This window comes from Halorubrum lipolyticum DSM 21995, assembly GCF_000337375.1.
Classification (GTDB): Archaea; Halobacteriota; Halobacteria; order Halobacteriales; family Haloferacaceae; genus Halorubrum; species Halorubrum lipolyticum.
Genome location: NZ_AOJG01000041.1, coordinates 171,548 through 186,097 on the forward strand (window position 1 = coordinate 171,548; position 14,550 = coordinate 186,097).

The following is a 14,550-nucleotide window of genomic DNA, read 5'->3' on the forward strand; positions in this document are numbered from 1 at the left end:
GCCTCCGGCAAAGCTTTACCCCGCGTCTGACACGACACGGTCGTATGGCATCGACCGGCGGCACGGGGGAGGGTTCGAACGAGTCGGCGGAGTCGGAGGGCTCGGACGAGCCGGCGGGGTCGGAGCGGTCGGTACAGACGGTCGCGTCCGAATCCCCGGCGCCCAGTTCCCCGACGGTCGGAACGCGGGTCCGCCGGGTCGTCGGCGCGCTCGCGCTCCTCGCCGTCCCCGTCCTGCTCGCCGCCGTCCCGCTGGTCCCCGTCGCCGCGCTCCTCGGGCCCGCCGGGCTCGGCGTCGCCGGCCCGGGCGCTGTCGGCGGGCTCGTCGCCGCCGTCGCCGTCGGTCTGGGCGGCTCCGCGCTCGTCGGTCCGATCGTGGTCGACCGCCGGATCGCCCGACTCCCCGAGGCCGAACTCGGCGACCGCCCCGCCGACTTCGTCGCCGACCGCGTCTCGACCCTCGCGGAGGAGGTGGGCGTCGACGCCCCCGAGGTGACGGTCGTCCGCGCCGACGCCGCCAACGTCGCCGTCGCCGACGGCCACCGCGGCTCGCGGCTCGTCGTCTCGACCCGGCTGCTCTCGCTGCCGAAGGCCGACCGGGACGCGGCGCTCCGACACGCGCTCGTCCGGCTCCGGACCCGCGAGGCGCTCGTCGCGACCGCGCTGCTCCCCGCGCTCGGGGCGGTCGAGACGGTGGCGCTCCTCGCGACCCTGCTCGTCGGGCGCCGCGGCGAGCGGACGGCTGCGGACCGCCGCGTCAATCGGATCCACGGGTACGAGCCGGAGCGCGAGCGGGTCCCGTCGTGGGCGTACGCGGTCGCCGGGGTCGCGCTCTGGCTCCTGCTCCTCCCGGCGTGGCTCCCGGCGGCCGTCGGCGACCGGCTCTACGTCGATGGCGGGCGGCGAGACGCGGATACGGCGGTCGCCCGGGTCGGGACCGCCGAGCGCGACGGGCTCGGCAACGCGGTCGCGTTCGCCAGCGACGCCGCGGGCGCCGCCGACTGGCCGCCCCTCCTCGACCGCCTCTCGCTCGTCTCGATGGCGGACGCCGAGACCGGTCGCGTGCGGGGGACGAGCCGGCAGGAGGCGCGGACGCGGCTCGCCAGACTCCGGTCGAAGCGGACGCTGTGACTCGCCGATCCGCGCGGTCAGGGATGCGCCGGGACGGCCATCCGGAGGACCGTTCCGCCCGTCTCGGACGACTCCACCGAGAACTCGCCGCCCGCCTTGCTCACGACCCAGTACATCAGCCAGATCCCGAGGCGGTCCGCGTGCTTCAGCGACGTCTCGCCCCGTTCGAGCACGTGGGTCTCGTGTTCCGGGATCCCCGGCCCGTCGTCCTCGATCTCGATGTCGATCCATCCCTCGTCCGCGCGCTCGACCCGTATCCAGACCGTCGGGTTCGGGGCGGGGTTGTGTTTGACCGCGTTCTCCACGGCCTCCTCGATCGCCGTCTGGAGGCCGAGCACGCTCACGTCGAGGAGGTCGTCGCCCTCGGGGAGCGAGAGCTCGAACGTCGCGTCGGGGTACCGGTCGGTCATCCGGCTCAGTAGCTCGGACAGCCGGTCGCGCAGCTCGACGGCGGCCTCGTCCGGTTCGGTCTTCGAGAGCGTGTGGTCGATCTTCCGCACCGCCTCCGCGATCCCCATCAGGTCGTCGGTCGTCTCCGCGATCACGTCGAGCGATTTCCGGCGTTGTTCCTCGCCGGGGTCGCGCCGCAGGAGGTCGGTGTACCCCTCGATGAGGTTCATCTTGTTCCGGAGGTTGTGGTTGAGCACGCGTCCCATCACCTCCAGTCGCCGCTCGCGGATCTTCCGCTCCGTGATGTTCGTCTGGAACCCGACGTAGCGGATCACGCTCCCGTCCTCGCCGCGGATCGGCGCGACGGTGAGCCGGTTCCAGAACTTCTGGTCGTTGGCGCGGTAGTTCAGGACGTCGACGGAGACCGGCCGCTCGTCGTCGATCGCCTCGCGGATCGCCGCCGTCGTCTCGGTGTTCGTCTCCGCCCCTTGCAGGAACCGACAGTCCTTCCCGAGCATCTCCGGGCCGTACCCGGTGAGCCGCTCGAACTCCTCGTTGAGGTAGGTCAGCGGGTTGTTCTCGGTTCCCGGCTCCGCGAGGGTGATTCCCACGGGTGCCTCGTCCATCGCCCGCTCCTTCTCCCGGAGCTCCCGGACGACCGCCTCCAGACGCCGCTCCCGGTCCGCGAGCCGGAGGGCGGTGCGCCGCCGCTCGACGAGGTTGGCGACGCGGGACCGCAGCGCCCCCCGCTGTACCGGGAGTTCGACGACGTCGTCGACGCGCTCCCACGGGTCCCGCGGAGCCTCGGTGTCGGCGTCTCGCACCAGCAGCACGAAGGGAAGAAACACCGGTTCCGCGCGTTCGCGTCGCCGGTCGAGCGCCTCGGTGACTCCCCTGAACGCGGCCGCGTCGAGCACGCAGCAGTCGAACTCCGAGTCGAGCGCGGCCGGGTCGGTCGCCGTCTCGATCCGGTAGCGCTCGCCCAGCGTCTCTGCCACCAGCTCGCGGTCGCGTCCCGCTCGCATGAACAGCAGGACTCGGTCGGCCTCACCGGACCCGGCGATCGCGTCGGGTGCGGACTCGTCGGCGACCTCGCCGGGACCCGTACCCATATTTCGTAGAAAGAGACCGCACAGCCACTAAGAGTTATCCATTTATGTGACCGGTCGTCGAACGGACCGACAAGATGTCAACACCACTACCGGGGCGGGTGTCGACCGGCGTGGCGGGACTCGACGAGATCCTGTCGGGGGGACTCGTCTCGGAGCGGAGCTACATGGTCCGCGGCCAGGCCGGCAGCGGGAAGACGATCCTGAGCTTCCACTTCCTCCAGCAGGGCGTCGACGAGGGGGAGACGGCGCTGTTCATCAACCTCGAAGAGGACGTCCGCGACCTGAAGGCGAACGCGGCCGCGCTTGGCTTCGACACGGACGCGATCGAGTTCCTCGACCTGAGTCCGAGCGCGGACGTGTTCGTCGAAGACGAGTCGTACGAGGTGTTCGAGCCCGCCGAGGTCGAGCGGGACCCGCTGACCGAGGAGATCGTCGAGGGCGTGACCGCGGTCGATCCGGACCGCGTCGTCGTCGACCCCCTGACCCAGCTTCGCTTCCTGTTGTCCGACGACTACCAGTTCCGGAAGCAGGTGGTCGGGTTCATGCGCTTCCTGAAAGACCGGGAGGCGACGGTGCTCTTCACCGTCCAGAACACCGCGTCGCTGCCGACGGACGACCTCGAGTTCATCACGGACGGGACGATCCGGCTCGACGCGGCGGAGTACGGCAAGACGGTCAGCGTCCCGAAGTTCCGCGGGTCGCCCACGCAGAGCGGCGATCACGCCTACCGGGTCACCGACGCGGGCGTCGAGGTGTACCCCGCGCTCCAGCCCGGACAGCGCGACGGCGACGCCGAGTTCGAGCAGATCTCGTCGGGGATCCCGGAGGTCGACGAGCTGCTCCACGGCGGGATCGAGCGCGGCACCGTCACCATCGTGAGCGGGCCGACCGGCGTCGGGAAGACGACCCTGAGCACGCAGTTCATGAAGGAGGCCGCGGGTCGGGGTGAGCGCTCCGTGATCTACCTGTTCGAGGAGAACCGAGGGACGTTCCTCGCCCGATCGCGCGCGGTCAACATCCCGGTCGACGAGATGCTGGAGCGGGGGACCCTGCAGGTGAACGAGGTGGAGGCGTTAGAGCAGTCGCCACAGGAGTTCGCGCGGATGGTCCGCGACGAGGTCGAGGAGCGCGACGCCGACATCGTCATGATCGACGGGATCTCCGGGTACCGGCTGACGCTGCGGGGCGACGAGGACATGATGCTCCAGCAGATGCACGCGCTGGGACGCTACCTCAAGAACACGGGCGTGACGGGGATTTTCATCGACGAGACGCGGAACGTCACGGGGGAGTTCCAAGCGACGATGGGGAACATCAGCTACCTCGCGGACAACATCGTCTTCCTCCGGCACCTCGAGGTCGAGGGCGAGCTTCGGAAGGCGATCGGCGTCCTCAAAAAGCGGACGAGCGACTTCGAGCGGACGATCCGCGAGTTCAAGATCACCGAACACGGGATCTCCGTCGGCGAGCCGATGTCGCAGCTGCGCGGCATCCTGAGCGGCACCCCGGAGGTCGTCGATCGGGAGTCGAAGCGGGACGACTGCGATTCGTAGGGCGACTCAGTCGCGGGTGCCGGCTCGGGAATCGGCGTTGTCTCCGGAATCGGCGTTGTCTCCGGAATCGGCGTTGTCTCCGGAATCGGCGTTGTCTCCGGAATCGGCGTTGTCTCCGGAGTCCTCCCCGGCGTCGACGACCGTTTTTCCGGTCGCCTCCGGCAGCACCCGTCGGTCCGCGTTCTCCCACTCGCGGTCCAGCTCCGCGCCCTCGAACAGCCGGTCGAGGAACACCGCGAGCCCCGCGACCTCTGAGTGCGGCTGGTTCGTCACGCCCACGTTGAAGTCGGCGCGCTCGTACAGCGCCCACGGCACCTTCTCGCCGCCGACCACGACGAGGAGGTCGCGGGGCGTCGACGCCCCGCCGGTCGCGTCCGCGCCGCCGAGCCCGACCGCCTCGCGGACCTCGCCTTCCGCGTCTTGGACGCGCTCGCCGTACATGGTGAGGTGCGCGACGACCCCCTCGAAGTCCCGGACGATCGCCTTCTGGTCGTCGCGGAGCTCGACCGCGAACGGGCCGCCGAACCGGTCGGTGATGTCCCGCACCGTCTCCGCCGACTGTCCGGCGTTGTCGGGGAAGATCACCCGATCGGCGCCGAGCGCTCGGGCCGTGAGCCCGACGTGCGTCGTCATGCGGTCGTCGCGTCCCGGCCGGTGACCGTACCGGAGGACGACGACCTCGCGCGCATCGTGCATACCGGCGGTGCGCCCGCGAGCGGCGTGGTCCTTTCGATGCGGAGTCGCCCGCGACTCCCGGCTCTCGACGGCGCGCTCGCCACGAATGTGGCCACAATCGTGGATCGTACTCGCCGAAACCGGATCGAGGTGACCACGTAAGTGAAAGATTCATGGGGGAGGCGGTCGCCGGATGCGGTATGACGAGCGTCAAGGAGTTCCGCGTCGACGACCCCGCGACCGCCGACGGGCTCGGTCGGGGGCGGTTCGTCTTCACGGACGCCTACTCGGTGTTCGACTGGGGGCAGATGCCGGACGCGATCCCCGACAAGGGCGCGAGCCTCTGTGCGATGGGCGCGTTCAACTTTGAACTGCTAGAGGGCGAGGGCGTCCCGACTCACTATCGGGGGGTCACAGATTCTGAGACCGGTGAGACCGTCCCCCTCGCCGACGCGACCGCCCCGCCGACGGAGATGGCCATCGACCTGACGCAGGTGCCGGACCTCCCTTATAAAGGGCCCGACGCGGGCTACGACTACGACGCCTTCCACGCCGCGGGCGGGGAGCACTACCTCGTTCCCCTGGAGGTCGTCTTCCGCAACCGGGTCCCGGTCGGGTCCAGCCTGCGCCGCCGCGCCGACCCCGGCGATTTCGGACTCGACGAGGAGTCCGACATCGACGCCGACGCGTGGCCCGACGGGCCGGTCGACCTCCCCGAGCCGGTCGTGGAGTTCTCGACGAAGTACGAGCAGCAGGACCGCTACCTCACCCGCGAGGAGGCCGACCGGATCGCGGGCGCCGCCGAGGTCGACGCCCTCGAGTCGCTCGCGCGCGACGTGAACCGGGTCGTCACCGAGCGCGCCGAGGCGGCCGGCTTCGTCCACGAGGACGGGAAGATCGAGTGCCTGTACGCGGACGGCGAGCTCCGCGTCGCCGACGTGGTCGGGACCTTCGACGAGAACCGATTCTCGTACGGCGGGCGCGGGATCTCGAAGGAGGTCGTCCGCCAGTGGTACAAGGCGAACGACCCCGCGTGGGTCGCGGCCGTCAAAGAGGCGAAGGACGCGGTCGCCGAGCGCGACATCGACGACTGGCGCGAACTCTGCGAACCGGGTCCCGACCCGCTCCCACCGGCGGTCGTCGACGCGGTCTCGGAGCTGTACGCGGCGGGCACGAACGCCTACACCGGCCGGGAGTGGTTCGACGCCCCCGACATCGAGGCGGCGCTCGACGCGGTCGACGAGCTGTAGCCGGGCGCGACTGTGCGTCCGCGGACACCGGAGAGAACGCCCGAACCCTCACGATCGACGACACGCGAGGGAACCTCTTTAGCCCCGACGCGCGTGGGTCGGCACATGTCCACCGACGCCGACTTCGGGGAGCGACTCGAGGCCCAGACCGCCGCCTACCTCGATCGGATCGACGACTGCGTCGCCCTCCTCCCGCGGGCCCTCGACGAGTACGCGAGCGACGGGCCGTACCGCGAGACGGTCGACGAGATCGCCGCGATCGAGAGCGAGTGCGACGAGCTGGTCCGGGAGCTCACCGGGACCATCACCAACGCCGGTCCGGACGACATCGGCCTGTTGAACACCCGGATCAACTTCAACGAGTCCGCGCTGCTCGATTTTTATAAGGAGCTCGACGTGGTTCCGAACCACACCGAGCGGATCGTTCAGGAGGTGGCCATGATGCGGCCCGACGCCGACGGCGACTCCTTCCGCGACATGCGGGAGATGGCCACCCGAATCGTCGAGATGACCGCGGTCCTCGGCGGCGTGGTCGAGGGGTTCGTCCGCGGGCTCGCCCGCAGCGACGCCACCGAGACCCTCACGGAGGGGATCGAGGCGATCCGCGGCCTCGAGAGCGAGTGCGACGAGCTCCGCAACGACGCCATCGCGACCGCCTTCGCCGACGACGCGGTCGACCAGCCGCTCGTCTACCGGGAGCTCGCGATCCTGTTGGACGAGCTCGCGAACACGATCGAGGACCTCACCGACCGGATGGTCGTCATCGCGAGCAAGGAGCCGGGGATCGTCACCGAGGCGGACCCGGAGGCGAACGGAGAGTAGAGAACGGGCGGCCCCGCTGCGATCCCCTCCGTCAGACGCGGCGCGGCGTGAAACGCGACGCGGTGACGGTGGCGTGCGGGTCGAGGTGTACCGACCGAGGCGTGTCGGTTGAGGCGTCGCTACTGCTCCGGTCGCCACCGGCCGCCGATCTCTCCGCGGGGATAGTCCTGATACGTGCCGTCGAGATACGTGGTGACGCGGCCGTCCTCCTCGCTGAGCGTGACCGCCCACAGGACGTTCTTTCGGAGCGACGTTTCCAGGGCGCTCATGTGTTTGGTCCCCATCCAGTCGGGGTACTCGAGCTCCGCGACCCCCGCCACTTCCGCGTGGTTGGGGCTCCGAACGCGAACCATCTGCTCTTGAATCGTCCCGTCTCCGGTCACGATGATCGCGCCGTCCCGGCTGAACGCGACGTCTTCGGCGACCCGGCGAAACCCCTCGGGCGAGTCGAGGACGATCTTACACCGGTCGGTCGGCCAGATGTTCTCTCCGAGCGGGTCGGTGTACTCCTCGAAATCGGTTTCGGCGACGACCAGAAAGTACAGACTCGGACCGCTCACGTACTGGTCGTCCCACTTGTCGAACTCCAGGCTCAGTGTCTCGGCCACGTATCGGATCCGGTCCATGAGATCCTGGCTGGTGGCGTACTTCTTCAAAACCCGATCGAGTTCTTCCATTCGTCTCGCGTGACACTAGCGGTGGAACAGGGTTAAACTCTCCTCGGGCCGAACTCGCCGCGCTGTTGCACTCGACCGCCGCACTCGGTCGCCGACCCCGCTCCGATTTTGAGCAGGTTCGACCGGACGAGAGGCGGCGAGTCGGGCCGTCGACCGCCTACCGCCGCGCCCAGTCGAGCAGGCGCTCGTAGAACGGCTCGGAGGCGAGCGCGTCTGCGTCGCCGACCAGCGTCAGCTGCTTTTTCGCCCGCGTGAGCGCGACGTTCATCCGGCGGTGGTCCTCGAAGATCGGGCCGTCGAGGTCGCCGGTCGCGACCAGCGAGACGACGATCACCTCCTTCGAGGAGCCCTGGAAGCGGTCGACGGTGTCGACGGTAACCGAGGTCCGGCGACCGATCTCCGCGACCTGGGCGCGGAACGGGGCGATGACGCCGATGTCGTCCGGATCGACGCCGGCGGCGACGTAGGCGTCGACGATTTCGGCGACCCGCTCGGCCTCCCGGACGTTCCGGTTTCCGTCGCGGGTCCCGTCCGGGTCGACGAAGCTCACGCCGCCCGCGAGCCCGTCGGGGAGGGCGGCGGGGTCGACGCCGAGGTCGCGGAGGGTCTGACCGGCCACTTCGGGGGTCGCCGGGCGGAGCGCTCCGTCGTAGAACTCGGCGGAGGCGAACGCCTGGATGCGCTGGCTCATCCGGTACTGGCGGTCGAGCATGACGCTCGCGTCGGGATATTTCTCGATGAGCCGCTGGAAGAGGGACATTCGGAGGTCGTTCTCCGCGCGCACGACCGGCGGGAGCTGCTCGTGGTCGCCCACGAGCACGAACCGGTCCGCGCGGTTGATCGCGGCGTGGGTGCCGGGCTCCGTGAGCTGCGAGGCCTCGTCGACCAGGGCCACGTCGAACTCGCACTCGCGGAGGACGCGGGAGCCGCAGGCCGCGGTGGTGGCGGCGACGACCGGCGCGTCGCGGAGCTCGGCGGCCTTCGCGTTCGGGTCGCCGCGCTGGACGAGCCGCACGTCCTGCATGTCGCCGCGGACGCCGGTCTCGGTCCCCACTCGGAGGACGTCGTCGAACCCCTGATCGCGCAGGGCCTCCAACGCGTTGTCGACCGCGCGGTTCGTGAACGCCGAGAGCAACACCCGGTTCCCCCCGGCGACCAGCGCGCGGATCGCCCGCGCGATGGTGTACGTCTTGCCGGTCCCCGGCGGCCCGTGGATGAGCGCGCAGTCCTCGGCGTCGACGGCCAGTTGCACGGCCTCGTTCTGCGCGTCGTTGTTGTCGATGTAGGCGTCGGAGGGGTCGTCGCCGGTGTCGGCGTCGTCGCTCCCGGTCGCGCCGGGCGGTCGCTCGCTCTCCGCCCGGAACGCCGGCTCGCGCCGCCCGAACAGCACATCCTTGCGCGACTCGCTCCCTTTCAAGATCGCGTCGTGGAGCGCCGTGAGCGAGCGGTCGACCGATATCTCGGAGGGGTACACGTCCAGCCGCCGGAGCTCGACTGGCTCGTCGGTCTCGACGACGACCGCGTCGCCGTCGAGCGCGGTGATCCGGCCGAGCTCGCCGTGGCCGGTCACGGGGTCGCCGTCGCTCGCGAGCGCAACGTCGCCCTCGCGGAGCTTCGAGACGGCGTCGTCGGGCTTGCGGGCGCGGAGCTCCCACCGGGCGTCGTCGATCTCGGTCTGCGAGACCGGTTCGAGGTCGATGAGCGCGCGGTCGTCCGCGGCGCGCTCCTCGGGGGTCTGCTCCCACAGCTTCCGGTACTCGGCGTGGGTCTCGCGGCGCTCCTCCTCTAAGGCGACGTAGAACCGGTCGAAGTAGTCGCGCTCCTCGTCCGGAACGGGCGTCCCGACCGAGCCGGCCTTCGACTCCTGGTCGAGGCGGCCGGAGACGACCATGCAGGTGTCCTGCTCGAAGCAGTACTGGCACTTCGCGTCGGCCTCGTACCCCGTGGGGACCGTGGGGCGCTCGCCGGGATCGTTGAGCGCGCGCCACTCCATCGCCGCGAGGGCGTTGCGCTCGCGGACGACGAACTCGAGGAGGCCGCGGCCGACGGAGAACTCCTTGGCGGGGGCCAGGTCGCCCGACTCCTCGTTGCGGTCGAGGGCGGTGTTCTTCGTGTACAGCAAGGTGCCGATATCGGGGTCGACGCCGCGCTCCGCTAACATCAGGGCGTAGCAGGCCGCCTGAATCTTGTCGTGGAAGCGCGGCTCGCGCTTGGTGTTCTTCCCGGTCTTCAGCTCGACGGGGGTCCCGCGGCGGAGCGCGTCGGCGCGCCCTTTCAGGCCGAACGTCGGCGAGATGAGGGTGAACTCCGACCGCCACGTGTCCTCGTCGGAGAGCGTTCCCTGCGCGAGCCACCCCTCGATCGCGGCGGCGTTGCGGCGCACCTCGTCGGCGACCTCCTCGGGCTCGTACCCCAGCAGGCCGAGTTCGAGGCCGGCCTCCTCGACGCGGTCGACGACCGACGCCTCCAACTCCATCCCCCGCAGCAGGTCGCCGAACACCTCGTGGACGACGGTCCCCTTGACCACGGGGTAGTTGAGCGGGATCCCGGAGAGCTTGTTCAAGTAGTACATCCGCGGGCACTGCACCCACGACCGGATCCCGGTCACGTCGACGAGGAAGTCGGGTTCGAGCACGACCCACGAGTCGCCCGTGGTGGCGTACCCCGTCTCGCCGCCGAATTCGTCCGCCTCGGCGTCGGTGACGAGCAGCTCCATGCCCGGCTCGGCGTGCTCGGCGGTCTCGGTCCACTTCCCCCACAGCGTCACGTCGACCGGGTCGCCCGCGCCCCGCTCGGGCCGGATCCGCAGCTCGCGGAGCTCGCGATCGCCGTACGACGTCGACACCGTCCGCGCCTCCCCGACGGAGAGGATCGGCCCCCGAACGTTCACGGCCGTCATCGGCGGCGGCCTCGAAAAACGCTGTCGGTGGGATCGGCCGCGTCCGCAGCCATTTATAAGCGCACACTCGAACGCTTCGGCATGAGCGACTCGACCCTCTACCGCTACGGGCGTCCCGCGATCGTCGTCTTCGTCCTCTCGCTGGCGGTGCTGTCCGCGGTCAGCGGCGTCGCGCGGCTGGAGACGCAGGGACTCGCCGCGCTCGGCGACGTGGTCGTCAACGGCTACATCGCGGCGCTCGTGGTCTGGGGCGTCGCCGTCGAGGGGTTCGACACGGACCGGTTCCGGACCGCGCTGTACGCCGGGCTCGTGCTCTGGGGGGTCGTCGACGTCGCGGTCGGCACCGTCACGCCGTTCTCCCTCGTCTTCCTCGTCGCCGGGACGGCGCTGCTCGCGCGGCTGGGGTACCGGCACGCGAGCGAGTGAAAAGCGCACTCGGCGGAGTGCCGATCCGCCGCGACCGACACGCTCAAGCGCGCTCATTTATAAAGAGACGGTGACATGCGCGTGCGAGACTGGGACGACATCCTCGCCGACGTCGCGAGCGACTCGACCGACCCCGACGGCTGGCGCGCGGTCGCCGGCTCCAGGCGCGAGGGGCTCGGCGAGGACCTCTACTTCGGCCACCCGAACGTCGGCGTCTACCACCTGAAGACGTACGCGAAGAACCCCCGCGACCTCCGCGGGGTGGGGACGAAGATCGCCCGCCGGGTCGACGACGAGCTCGACCCCCTGCTCCCGAACGAGGAGTCGCCCGGGCGGTTCGCGGTGCAGTCGCCGCCCGAGGACGAGGAGCAGGCCAAGGACGCCGCGACGCGGCTGCGCGAGACGCTGAAGGTCCACGCTGAGGCGCCCACGAGCCCCGACCACCTGTTCGAGGACGTGATGGAGGCGATCGACTCGCCGGCGTTCGGCCCGATGGACTACGAGTTCGACGGGCGCCCGGACGAGCTCGACGAGCTCTCGGACACCTTCGAGGAGGCCGAGGAGCTGCTCTCCGCCGAACTCGAGGACCTGATCGACGAGGACGACGTCGACCGCGGGTTCCACTGATCGGTCGTTTATAAGTCGAGTGTGGTGTCGCTGGCGGGTTTTCATACGCGATCGACTTCTTGGCGGTGACGACCTCCAAAGCCCCATCCGCTCGGCCATACCTACACGATGACTCCGCGCGGTGAATACCTCCAAAGCCCCAGTCGCGAGGGCGGCGCACGCTCGCTGGGCTCCTCGTCACTCGCGTTGCTCGTTCCTGCGGTGCTTGCGTCGTCATCAGAACGCTTTGCGTTCTGATTGGCTCACGAGAGCAACGCTCTCGTGAACGCCTGCGCCGCCCTCGCGACTGCCCCTTTGAGACCCACCCCGCACAGCACCGCTCCGCACCTCACGCCTCCCCAGCCTCGTCACCGGCGCGTAGCGCCGGTTGCAAGCGAGAGCTTCTCTCTCGCCCTGTCGGCCGCCCTCGCTCCACTTCGGGCGACCGACTCCCTCGCGGGCTCCTCGCGGTCGCCGGTGGCGACCGCTCGCAGGCGCGCGCCACCGCACCGTTCTTTATAAGCGATCGCAACCGAGTCGGCGGCACACCTGCCGACGATCCTTTATAAATGACGCCCGTACGGATCGCATGAGCTACCCGGTCACCTACTACTGTCCGCACTGCGGGACGCTCGTCGGACTGGAGCGCGACGGTTACCTCGCGGACAAGTCGGTGACGCCGTACCCCCTCGAGGGGTGGACGTACGTCGAGCCGACGGCGCCGTTCGAGGGCGACGACGCCGACGGCGTCCGGTTCGTCTGCGGCGAGAGCGACGGCGTCGACTGGGACCCGCGCGACGGGGTGCGGGGGTCGGACGTGGGCGGCGACGAGCCGTATCGGGAGCCGGACGCGGAGGGACCCGGCTGCGGCGAGCCGTTCTACCTCTCGTTCGTGCGCTACGAGGAGGGCCGCGAGGTCGACCCGCGCGCCGAGTCGGAGCTCGTGGCGATCGACCCCGACCCCCGCCCGAGCGGGCCGCGCGGACCGGGAGGACCGTCGGGACCCGACGGGTCGGGCGGCGATTCGGGCGGCGGCTTCTGGTAGGTTCGGAGTCCGACCCGACCGTAGCGTTATGCCCCTGAGGCGCGACGTGGGCGTATGGCGGACACCAAATCGGGGCGCGACAAACAGGCACGCGACGAGGAGCGCCGACGGATCCAGCGAGACATCTCGGAGGCCCGAGAGCGCGGCGACGAGCTGGAGCCGACCGCCGACCCGCCGACCGAGTGCCACCGCCGGGGCTGTTCCGAGCCCGTGGCGTTCTCGGTCACCGAGCGGTACCAGGAGGAGACCGGCGCGGGCGCCGTGGAGGCGACCGCGTTCCTCTGTGCGGACCACACCGCCGCCGAGTCCCCGGTGAACCTGGAGGACGCGTACGAGGGGTACGTGTTCCACGTCGAGCCGGTCGCCGCCGACGCCGACGACTGACAAACCACTTACTGCGGGAGCGAGAACGGTCGGACATGGAAAGCATCAACCGGACCGCGATCGAGCTCGTCGACGAGGCGCTCGACTTCGCCGGCGAGCTCGACGTCGTCGGCTACGAGTTGGACAACGGCGCCACCGTCGTCGACTTCGGCGTTGACGCCGCGGGCGGCGTCGAGGCGGGACTGCTGCTCGCCGAGATCCAGACCGCCGGCCTCGCGAACCTCCGCACCCGCATGGGCGAGGTCGCGGGCGCGCCGCGCCAGTACGTCGAGCTGTCGACCGACCACCCCGCCATCGCGCTGCTCTGCTCGCAGAAGGCGGGCTGGGAGCTCGAATTCGACTCCGGCTTCGAGGGGCTCGGCTCGGGGCCGGCCCGCGCGCTCGTCGGACAGGAGACCGAGTTCGAGCGCGTCGGCTACTACGACTCCTCCGAGTTCGCGACGCTCGCCGTCGAGTCGACGACGCTCCCGACCGAGGAGGTCGCGGAGCACGTCGCCGACCTCGCCGAGGTCGACGCCGAGGGCGTCTTCCTGCCGGCGTACGCCACCGGCTCGACCGCGGGCTCGGTCGCGACCGCGGCCCGCGCCGCGGAGCTCGCCGTCTTCCGCCTGCTGGAGCTCGGCTACGAGCCGACCGACGTGCTCCACGCCTCGGGCGCGGCGCCGATGGCCCCGGCCACCCGCGACGAGGACCTGGCGATGGGGCGGACGAACGACGCCCTCGCGTACGGCGGGGAGGTCCACCTGCAGGTCGCGCGCGACGACGACCGCTTCGACCAGATCGTCTCGACCGCTCGCGAGGAGTACGGGACGCCCTTCGTCGAGGTGTTCGAGGACGCCGGCTGGGACTTCTACGAGGTCGACGAGCGCGTCTTCGCCCCCGCGAAGGTCACGGTCGACGTGATCGACGGCCCCGTCTACGCGGTCGGCGAGACCGACGAGGAGCTGCTGGCGGAGTCGTTCGGCTACCGCTGATGCCGGCCGCCGCGTCGGCCCGCCCGAGCCGTTGATGCGTCTCAAGCCGGTCCCCGAACCGCCCGACTCGCTCGACGACCTCCGCGCGTTCCAGCGGGCGGTGCCGCTCGTCCCGGGGAGCACCGACGACTGCTGCGCCCGGCTCCGCGACCGACGGGGGCTCTCGGACCGGCAGACCGCGAACGACTGGCTGGCGTTCCTGCGCGCGCTCGGGCTGGTCCGAGAGACGCCCCGCGGGTTCGTCAGGACCGACGCGGAGCCGACCCCCGAGCGCGTCCGCGAGGGGCTCCGCGAGGGCGTGCTCCTCGTTCCCGAGGCGCTCGCCGCGCTGCGAGCGGCCTCGCCCGCGGAACCGCTCACCCCCGCCGACCTGTTCGCGGCGACGCGGGAGTCGGTGCCGCGACACGACCGCGCCCGGGATCCGAACTGGGAGGCGACGTGGCGCGAGCGCGCCGATCGCCTCCTGCGGTGGCTCGCGCTCGTCGACCTCGCCGAGGGGATCGCGACGAGCGGGGCGAGCGAGACGAGCGAGACGAGCCAGGCGGGCGAAAGGACGCCTCCGGAGGCGGGTTCGATCGCCTACGTCGCCGGTAGCGCCGTCTGAAAC

General features: G+C 70.5%; 14 protein-coding genes. 10 read left to right on the forward strand and 4 right to left on the reverse strand.

Annotated elements, in window-relative coordinates:
- Positions 1-44: 44 nt before the first annotated feature.
- Positions 45-1,130 carry a hypothetical protein gene (locus C469_RS15530; RefSeq protein ID WP_008008304.1) on the forward strand — a complete coding sequence of 362 codons (1,086 nt, stop codon included), beginning with the start codon at positions 45-47 and terminating at the stop codon, positions 1,128-1,130.
- A gap of 17 nt (positions 1,131-1,147) precedes the next feature.
- On the opposite strand, the gene C469_RS15535 is transcribed toward C469_RS15530, so the two are convergent.
- Positions 1,148-2,632, reverse strand: a complete 1,485-nt coding sequence (locus C469_RS15535; RefSeq protein ID WP_008008306.1) for a PAS domain-containing protein — start codon at positions 2,630-2,632, stop codon at positions 1,148-1,150.
- A 74-nt stretch (positions 2,633-2,706) separates the two neighbouring features.
- Between C469_RS15535 and C469_RS15540 the strand changes: the two genes are divergently transcribed.
- The gene (locus C469_RS15540) at positions 2,707-4,185 is read left to right on the forward strand and encodes an ATPase domain-containing protein (protein ID WP_049911480.1); all 1,479 of its coding nucleotides are present in this window, start codon (positions 2,707-2,709) and stop codon (positions 4,183-4,185) included.
- A 6-nt stretch (positions 4,186-4,191) separates the two neighbouring features.
- On the opposite strand, the gene C469_RS15545 is transcribed toward C469_RS15540, so the two are convergent.
- Complete coding sequence (locus C469_RS15545) at positions 4,192-4,881, reverse strand: tRNA (cytidine(56)-2'-O)-methyltransferase (protein WP_008008310.1); 690 nt, start codon at positions 4,879-4,881, stop codon at positions 4,192-4,194.
- Positions 4,882-5,060: 179 nt separating this feature from the next.
- On the opposite strand from C469_RS15545, the gene C469_RS15550 reads away from it, so the two are divergent.
- Positions 5,061-6,110, forward strand: a complete 1,050-nt coding sequence (locus C469_RS15550; RefSeq protein WP_008008312.1) for a phosphoribosylaminoimidazolesuccinocarboxamide synthase — start codon at positions 5,061-5,063, stop codon at positions 6,108-6,110.
- A gap of 105 nt (positions 6,111-6,215) precedes the next feature.
- A complete protein-coding gene (locus tag C469_RS15555) occupies positions 6,216-6,932 on the forward strand; it encodes a DUF47 domain-containing protein (protein WP_008008314.1) in 717 nt (238 codons plus the stop codon).
- 119 nt (positions 6,933-7,051) lie between these two features.
- On the opposite strand, the gene C469_RS15560 is transcribed toward C469_RS15555, so the two are convergent.
- Positions 7,052-7,609 carry a diadenylate cyclase gene (locus C469_RS15560; protein ID WP_008008317.1) on the reverse strand — a complete coding sequence of 186 codons (558 nt, stop codon included), beginning with the start codon at positions 7,607-7,609 and terminating at the stop codon, positions 7,052-7,054.
- A gap of 157 nt (positions 7,610-7,766) precedes the next feature.
- Positions 7,767-10,499: an AAA domain-containing protein gene (locus C469_RS15565; protein WP_008008319.1), complete on the reverse strand. Its 2,733-nt coding sequence runs from the start codon at positions 10,497-10,499 to the stop codon at positions 7,767-7,769.
- Between the two features lie 90 nt (positions 10,500-10,589).
- Between C469_RS15565 and C469_RS15570 the strand changes: the two genes are divergently transcribed.
- From C469_RS15570 to C469_RS15595, 6 genes are all read left to right on the forward strand, one after another.
- Positions 10,590-10,934 carry a hypothetical protein gene (locus C469_RS15570; protein WP_008008321.1) on the forward strand — a complete coding sequence of 115 codons (345 nt, stop codon included), beginning with the start codon at positions 10,590-10,592 and terminating at the stop codon, positions 10,932-10,934.
- 75 nt (positions 10,935-11,009) lie between these two features.
- Positions 11,010-11,561, forward strand: a complete 552-nt coding sequence (locus tag C469_RS15575; protein WP_008008324.1) for a hypothetical protein — start codon at positions 11,010-11,012, stop codon at positions 11,559-11,561.
- 568 nt (positions 11,562-12,129) lie between these two features.
- On the forward strand, positions 12,130-12,585 hold the full coding sequence (locus C469_RS15580) for a hypothetical protein (protein ID WP_008008326.1): 456 nt from the start codon (positions 12,130-12,132) through the stop codon (positions 12,583-12,585).
- Positions 12,586-12,639: 54 nt separating this feature from the next.
- The gene (locus C469_RS15585; RefSeq protein WP_008008328.1) at positions 12,640-12,969 is read left to right on the forward strand and encodes a hypothetical protein; all 330 of its coding nucleotides are present in this window, start codon (positions 12,640-12,642) and stop codon (positions 12,967-12,969) included.
- 35 nt (positions 12,970-13,004) lie between these two features.
- Positions 13,005-13,943: a methenyltetrahydromethanopterin cyclohydrolase gene (gene mch, locus C469_RS15590; RefSeq protein ID WP_008008330.1), complete on the forward strand. Its 939-nt coding sequence runs from the start codon at positions 13,005-13,007 to the stop codon at positions 13,941-13,943.
- Between the two features lie 34 nt (positions 13,944-13,977).
- On the forward strand, positions 13,978-14,547 hold the full coding sequence (locus C469_RS15595; RefSeq protein ID WP_008008332.1) for a hypothetical protein: 570 nt from the start codon (positions 13,978-13,980) through the stop codon (positions 14,545-14,547).
- Positions 14,548-14,550 lie beyond the last annotated feature (3 nt).

Excerpts from the sequence above, each read along its gene's own strand:
- C469_RS15575 (WP_008008324.1), top strand. The coding sequence starts at position 11,010 with ATGCGCGTGCGAGACTGGGACGACATCCTCGCCGACGTCGCGAGCGAC.
- C469_RS15555 (WP_008008314.1), top strand. The coding sequence starts at position 6,216 with ATGTCCACCGACGCCGACTTCGGGGAGCGACTCGAGGCCCAGACCGCC.
- C469_RS15560 (WP_008008317.1), bottom strand. The coding sequence starts at position 7,609 with ATGGAAGAACTCGATCGGGTTTTGAAGAAGTACGCCACCAGCCAGGAT.
- C469_RS15580 (WP_008008326.1), top strand. The coding sequence starts at position 12,130 with ATGAGCTACCCGGTCACCTACTACTGTCCGCACTGCGGGACGCTCGTC.
- C469_RS15535 (WP_008008306.1), bottom strand. The coding sequence starts at position 2,632 with ATGGGTACGGGTCCCGGCGAGGTCGCCGACGAGTCCGCACCCGACGCG.
- C469_RS15545 (WP_008008310.1), bottom strand. The coding sequence starts at position 4,881 with ATGCACGATGCGCGCGAGGTCGTCGTCCTCCGGTACGGTCACCGGCCG.
- C469_RS15585 (WP_008008328.1), top strand. The coding sequence starts at position 12,640 with ATGGCGGACACCAAATCGGGGCGCGACAAACAGGCACGCGACGAGGAG.
- C469_RS15595 (WP_008008332.1), top strand. The coding sequence starts at position 13,978 with ATGCGTCTCAAGCCGGTCCCCGAACCGCCCGACTCGCTCGACGACCTC.
- mch (WP_008008330.1), top strand. The coding sequence starts at position 13,005 with ATGGAAAGCATCAACCGGACCGCGATCGAGCTCGTCGACGAGGCGCTC.
- C469_RS15530 (WP_008008304.1), top strand. The coding sequence starts at position 45 with ATGGCATCGACCGGCGGCACGGGGGAGGGTTCGAACGAGTCGGCGGAG.
- C469_RS15540 (WP_049911480.1), top strand. The coding sequence starts at position 2,707 with ATGTCAACACCACTACCGGGGCGGGTGTCGACCGGCGTGGCGGGACTC.
- C469_RS15570 (WP_008008321.1), top strand. The coding sequence starts at position 10,590 with ATGAGCGACTCGACCCTCTACCGCTACGGGCGTCCCGCGATCGTCGTC.
- C469_RS15550 (WP_008008312.1), top strand. The coding sequence starts at position 5,061 with ATGACGAGCGTCAAGGAGTTCCGCGTCGACGACCCCGCGACCGCCGAC.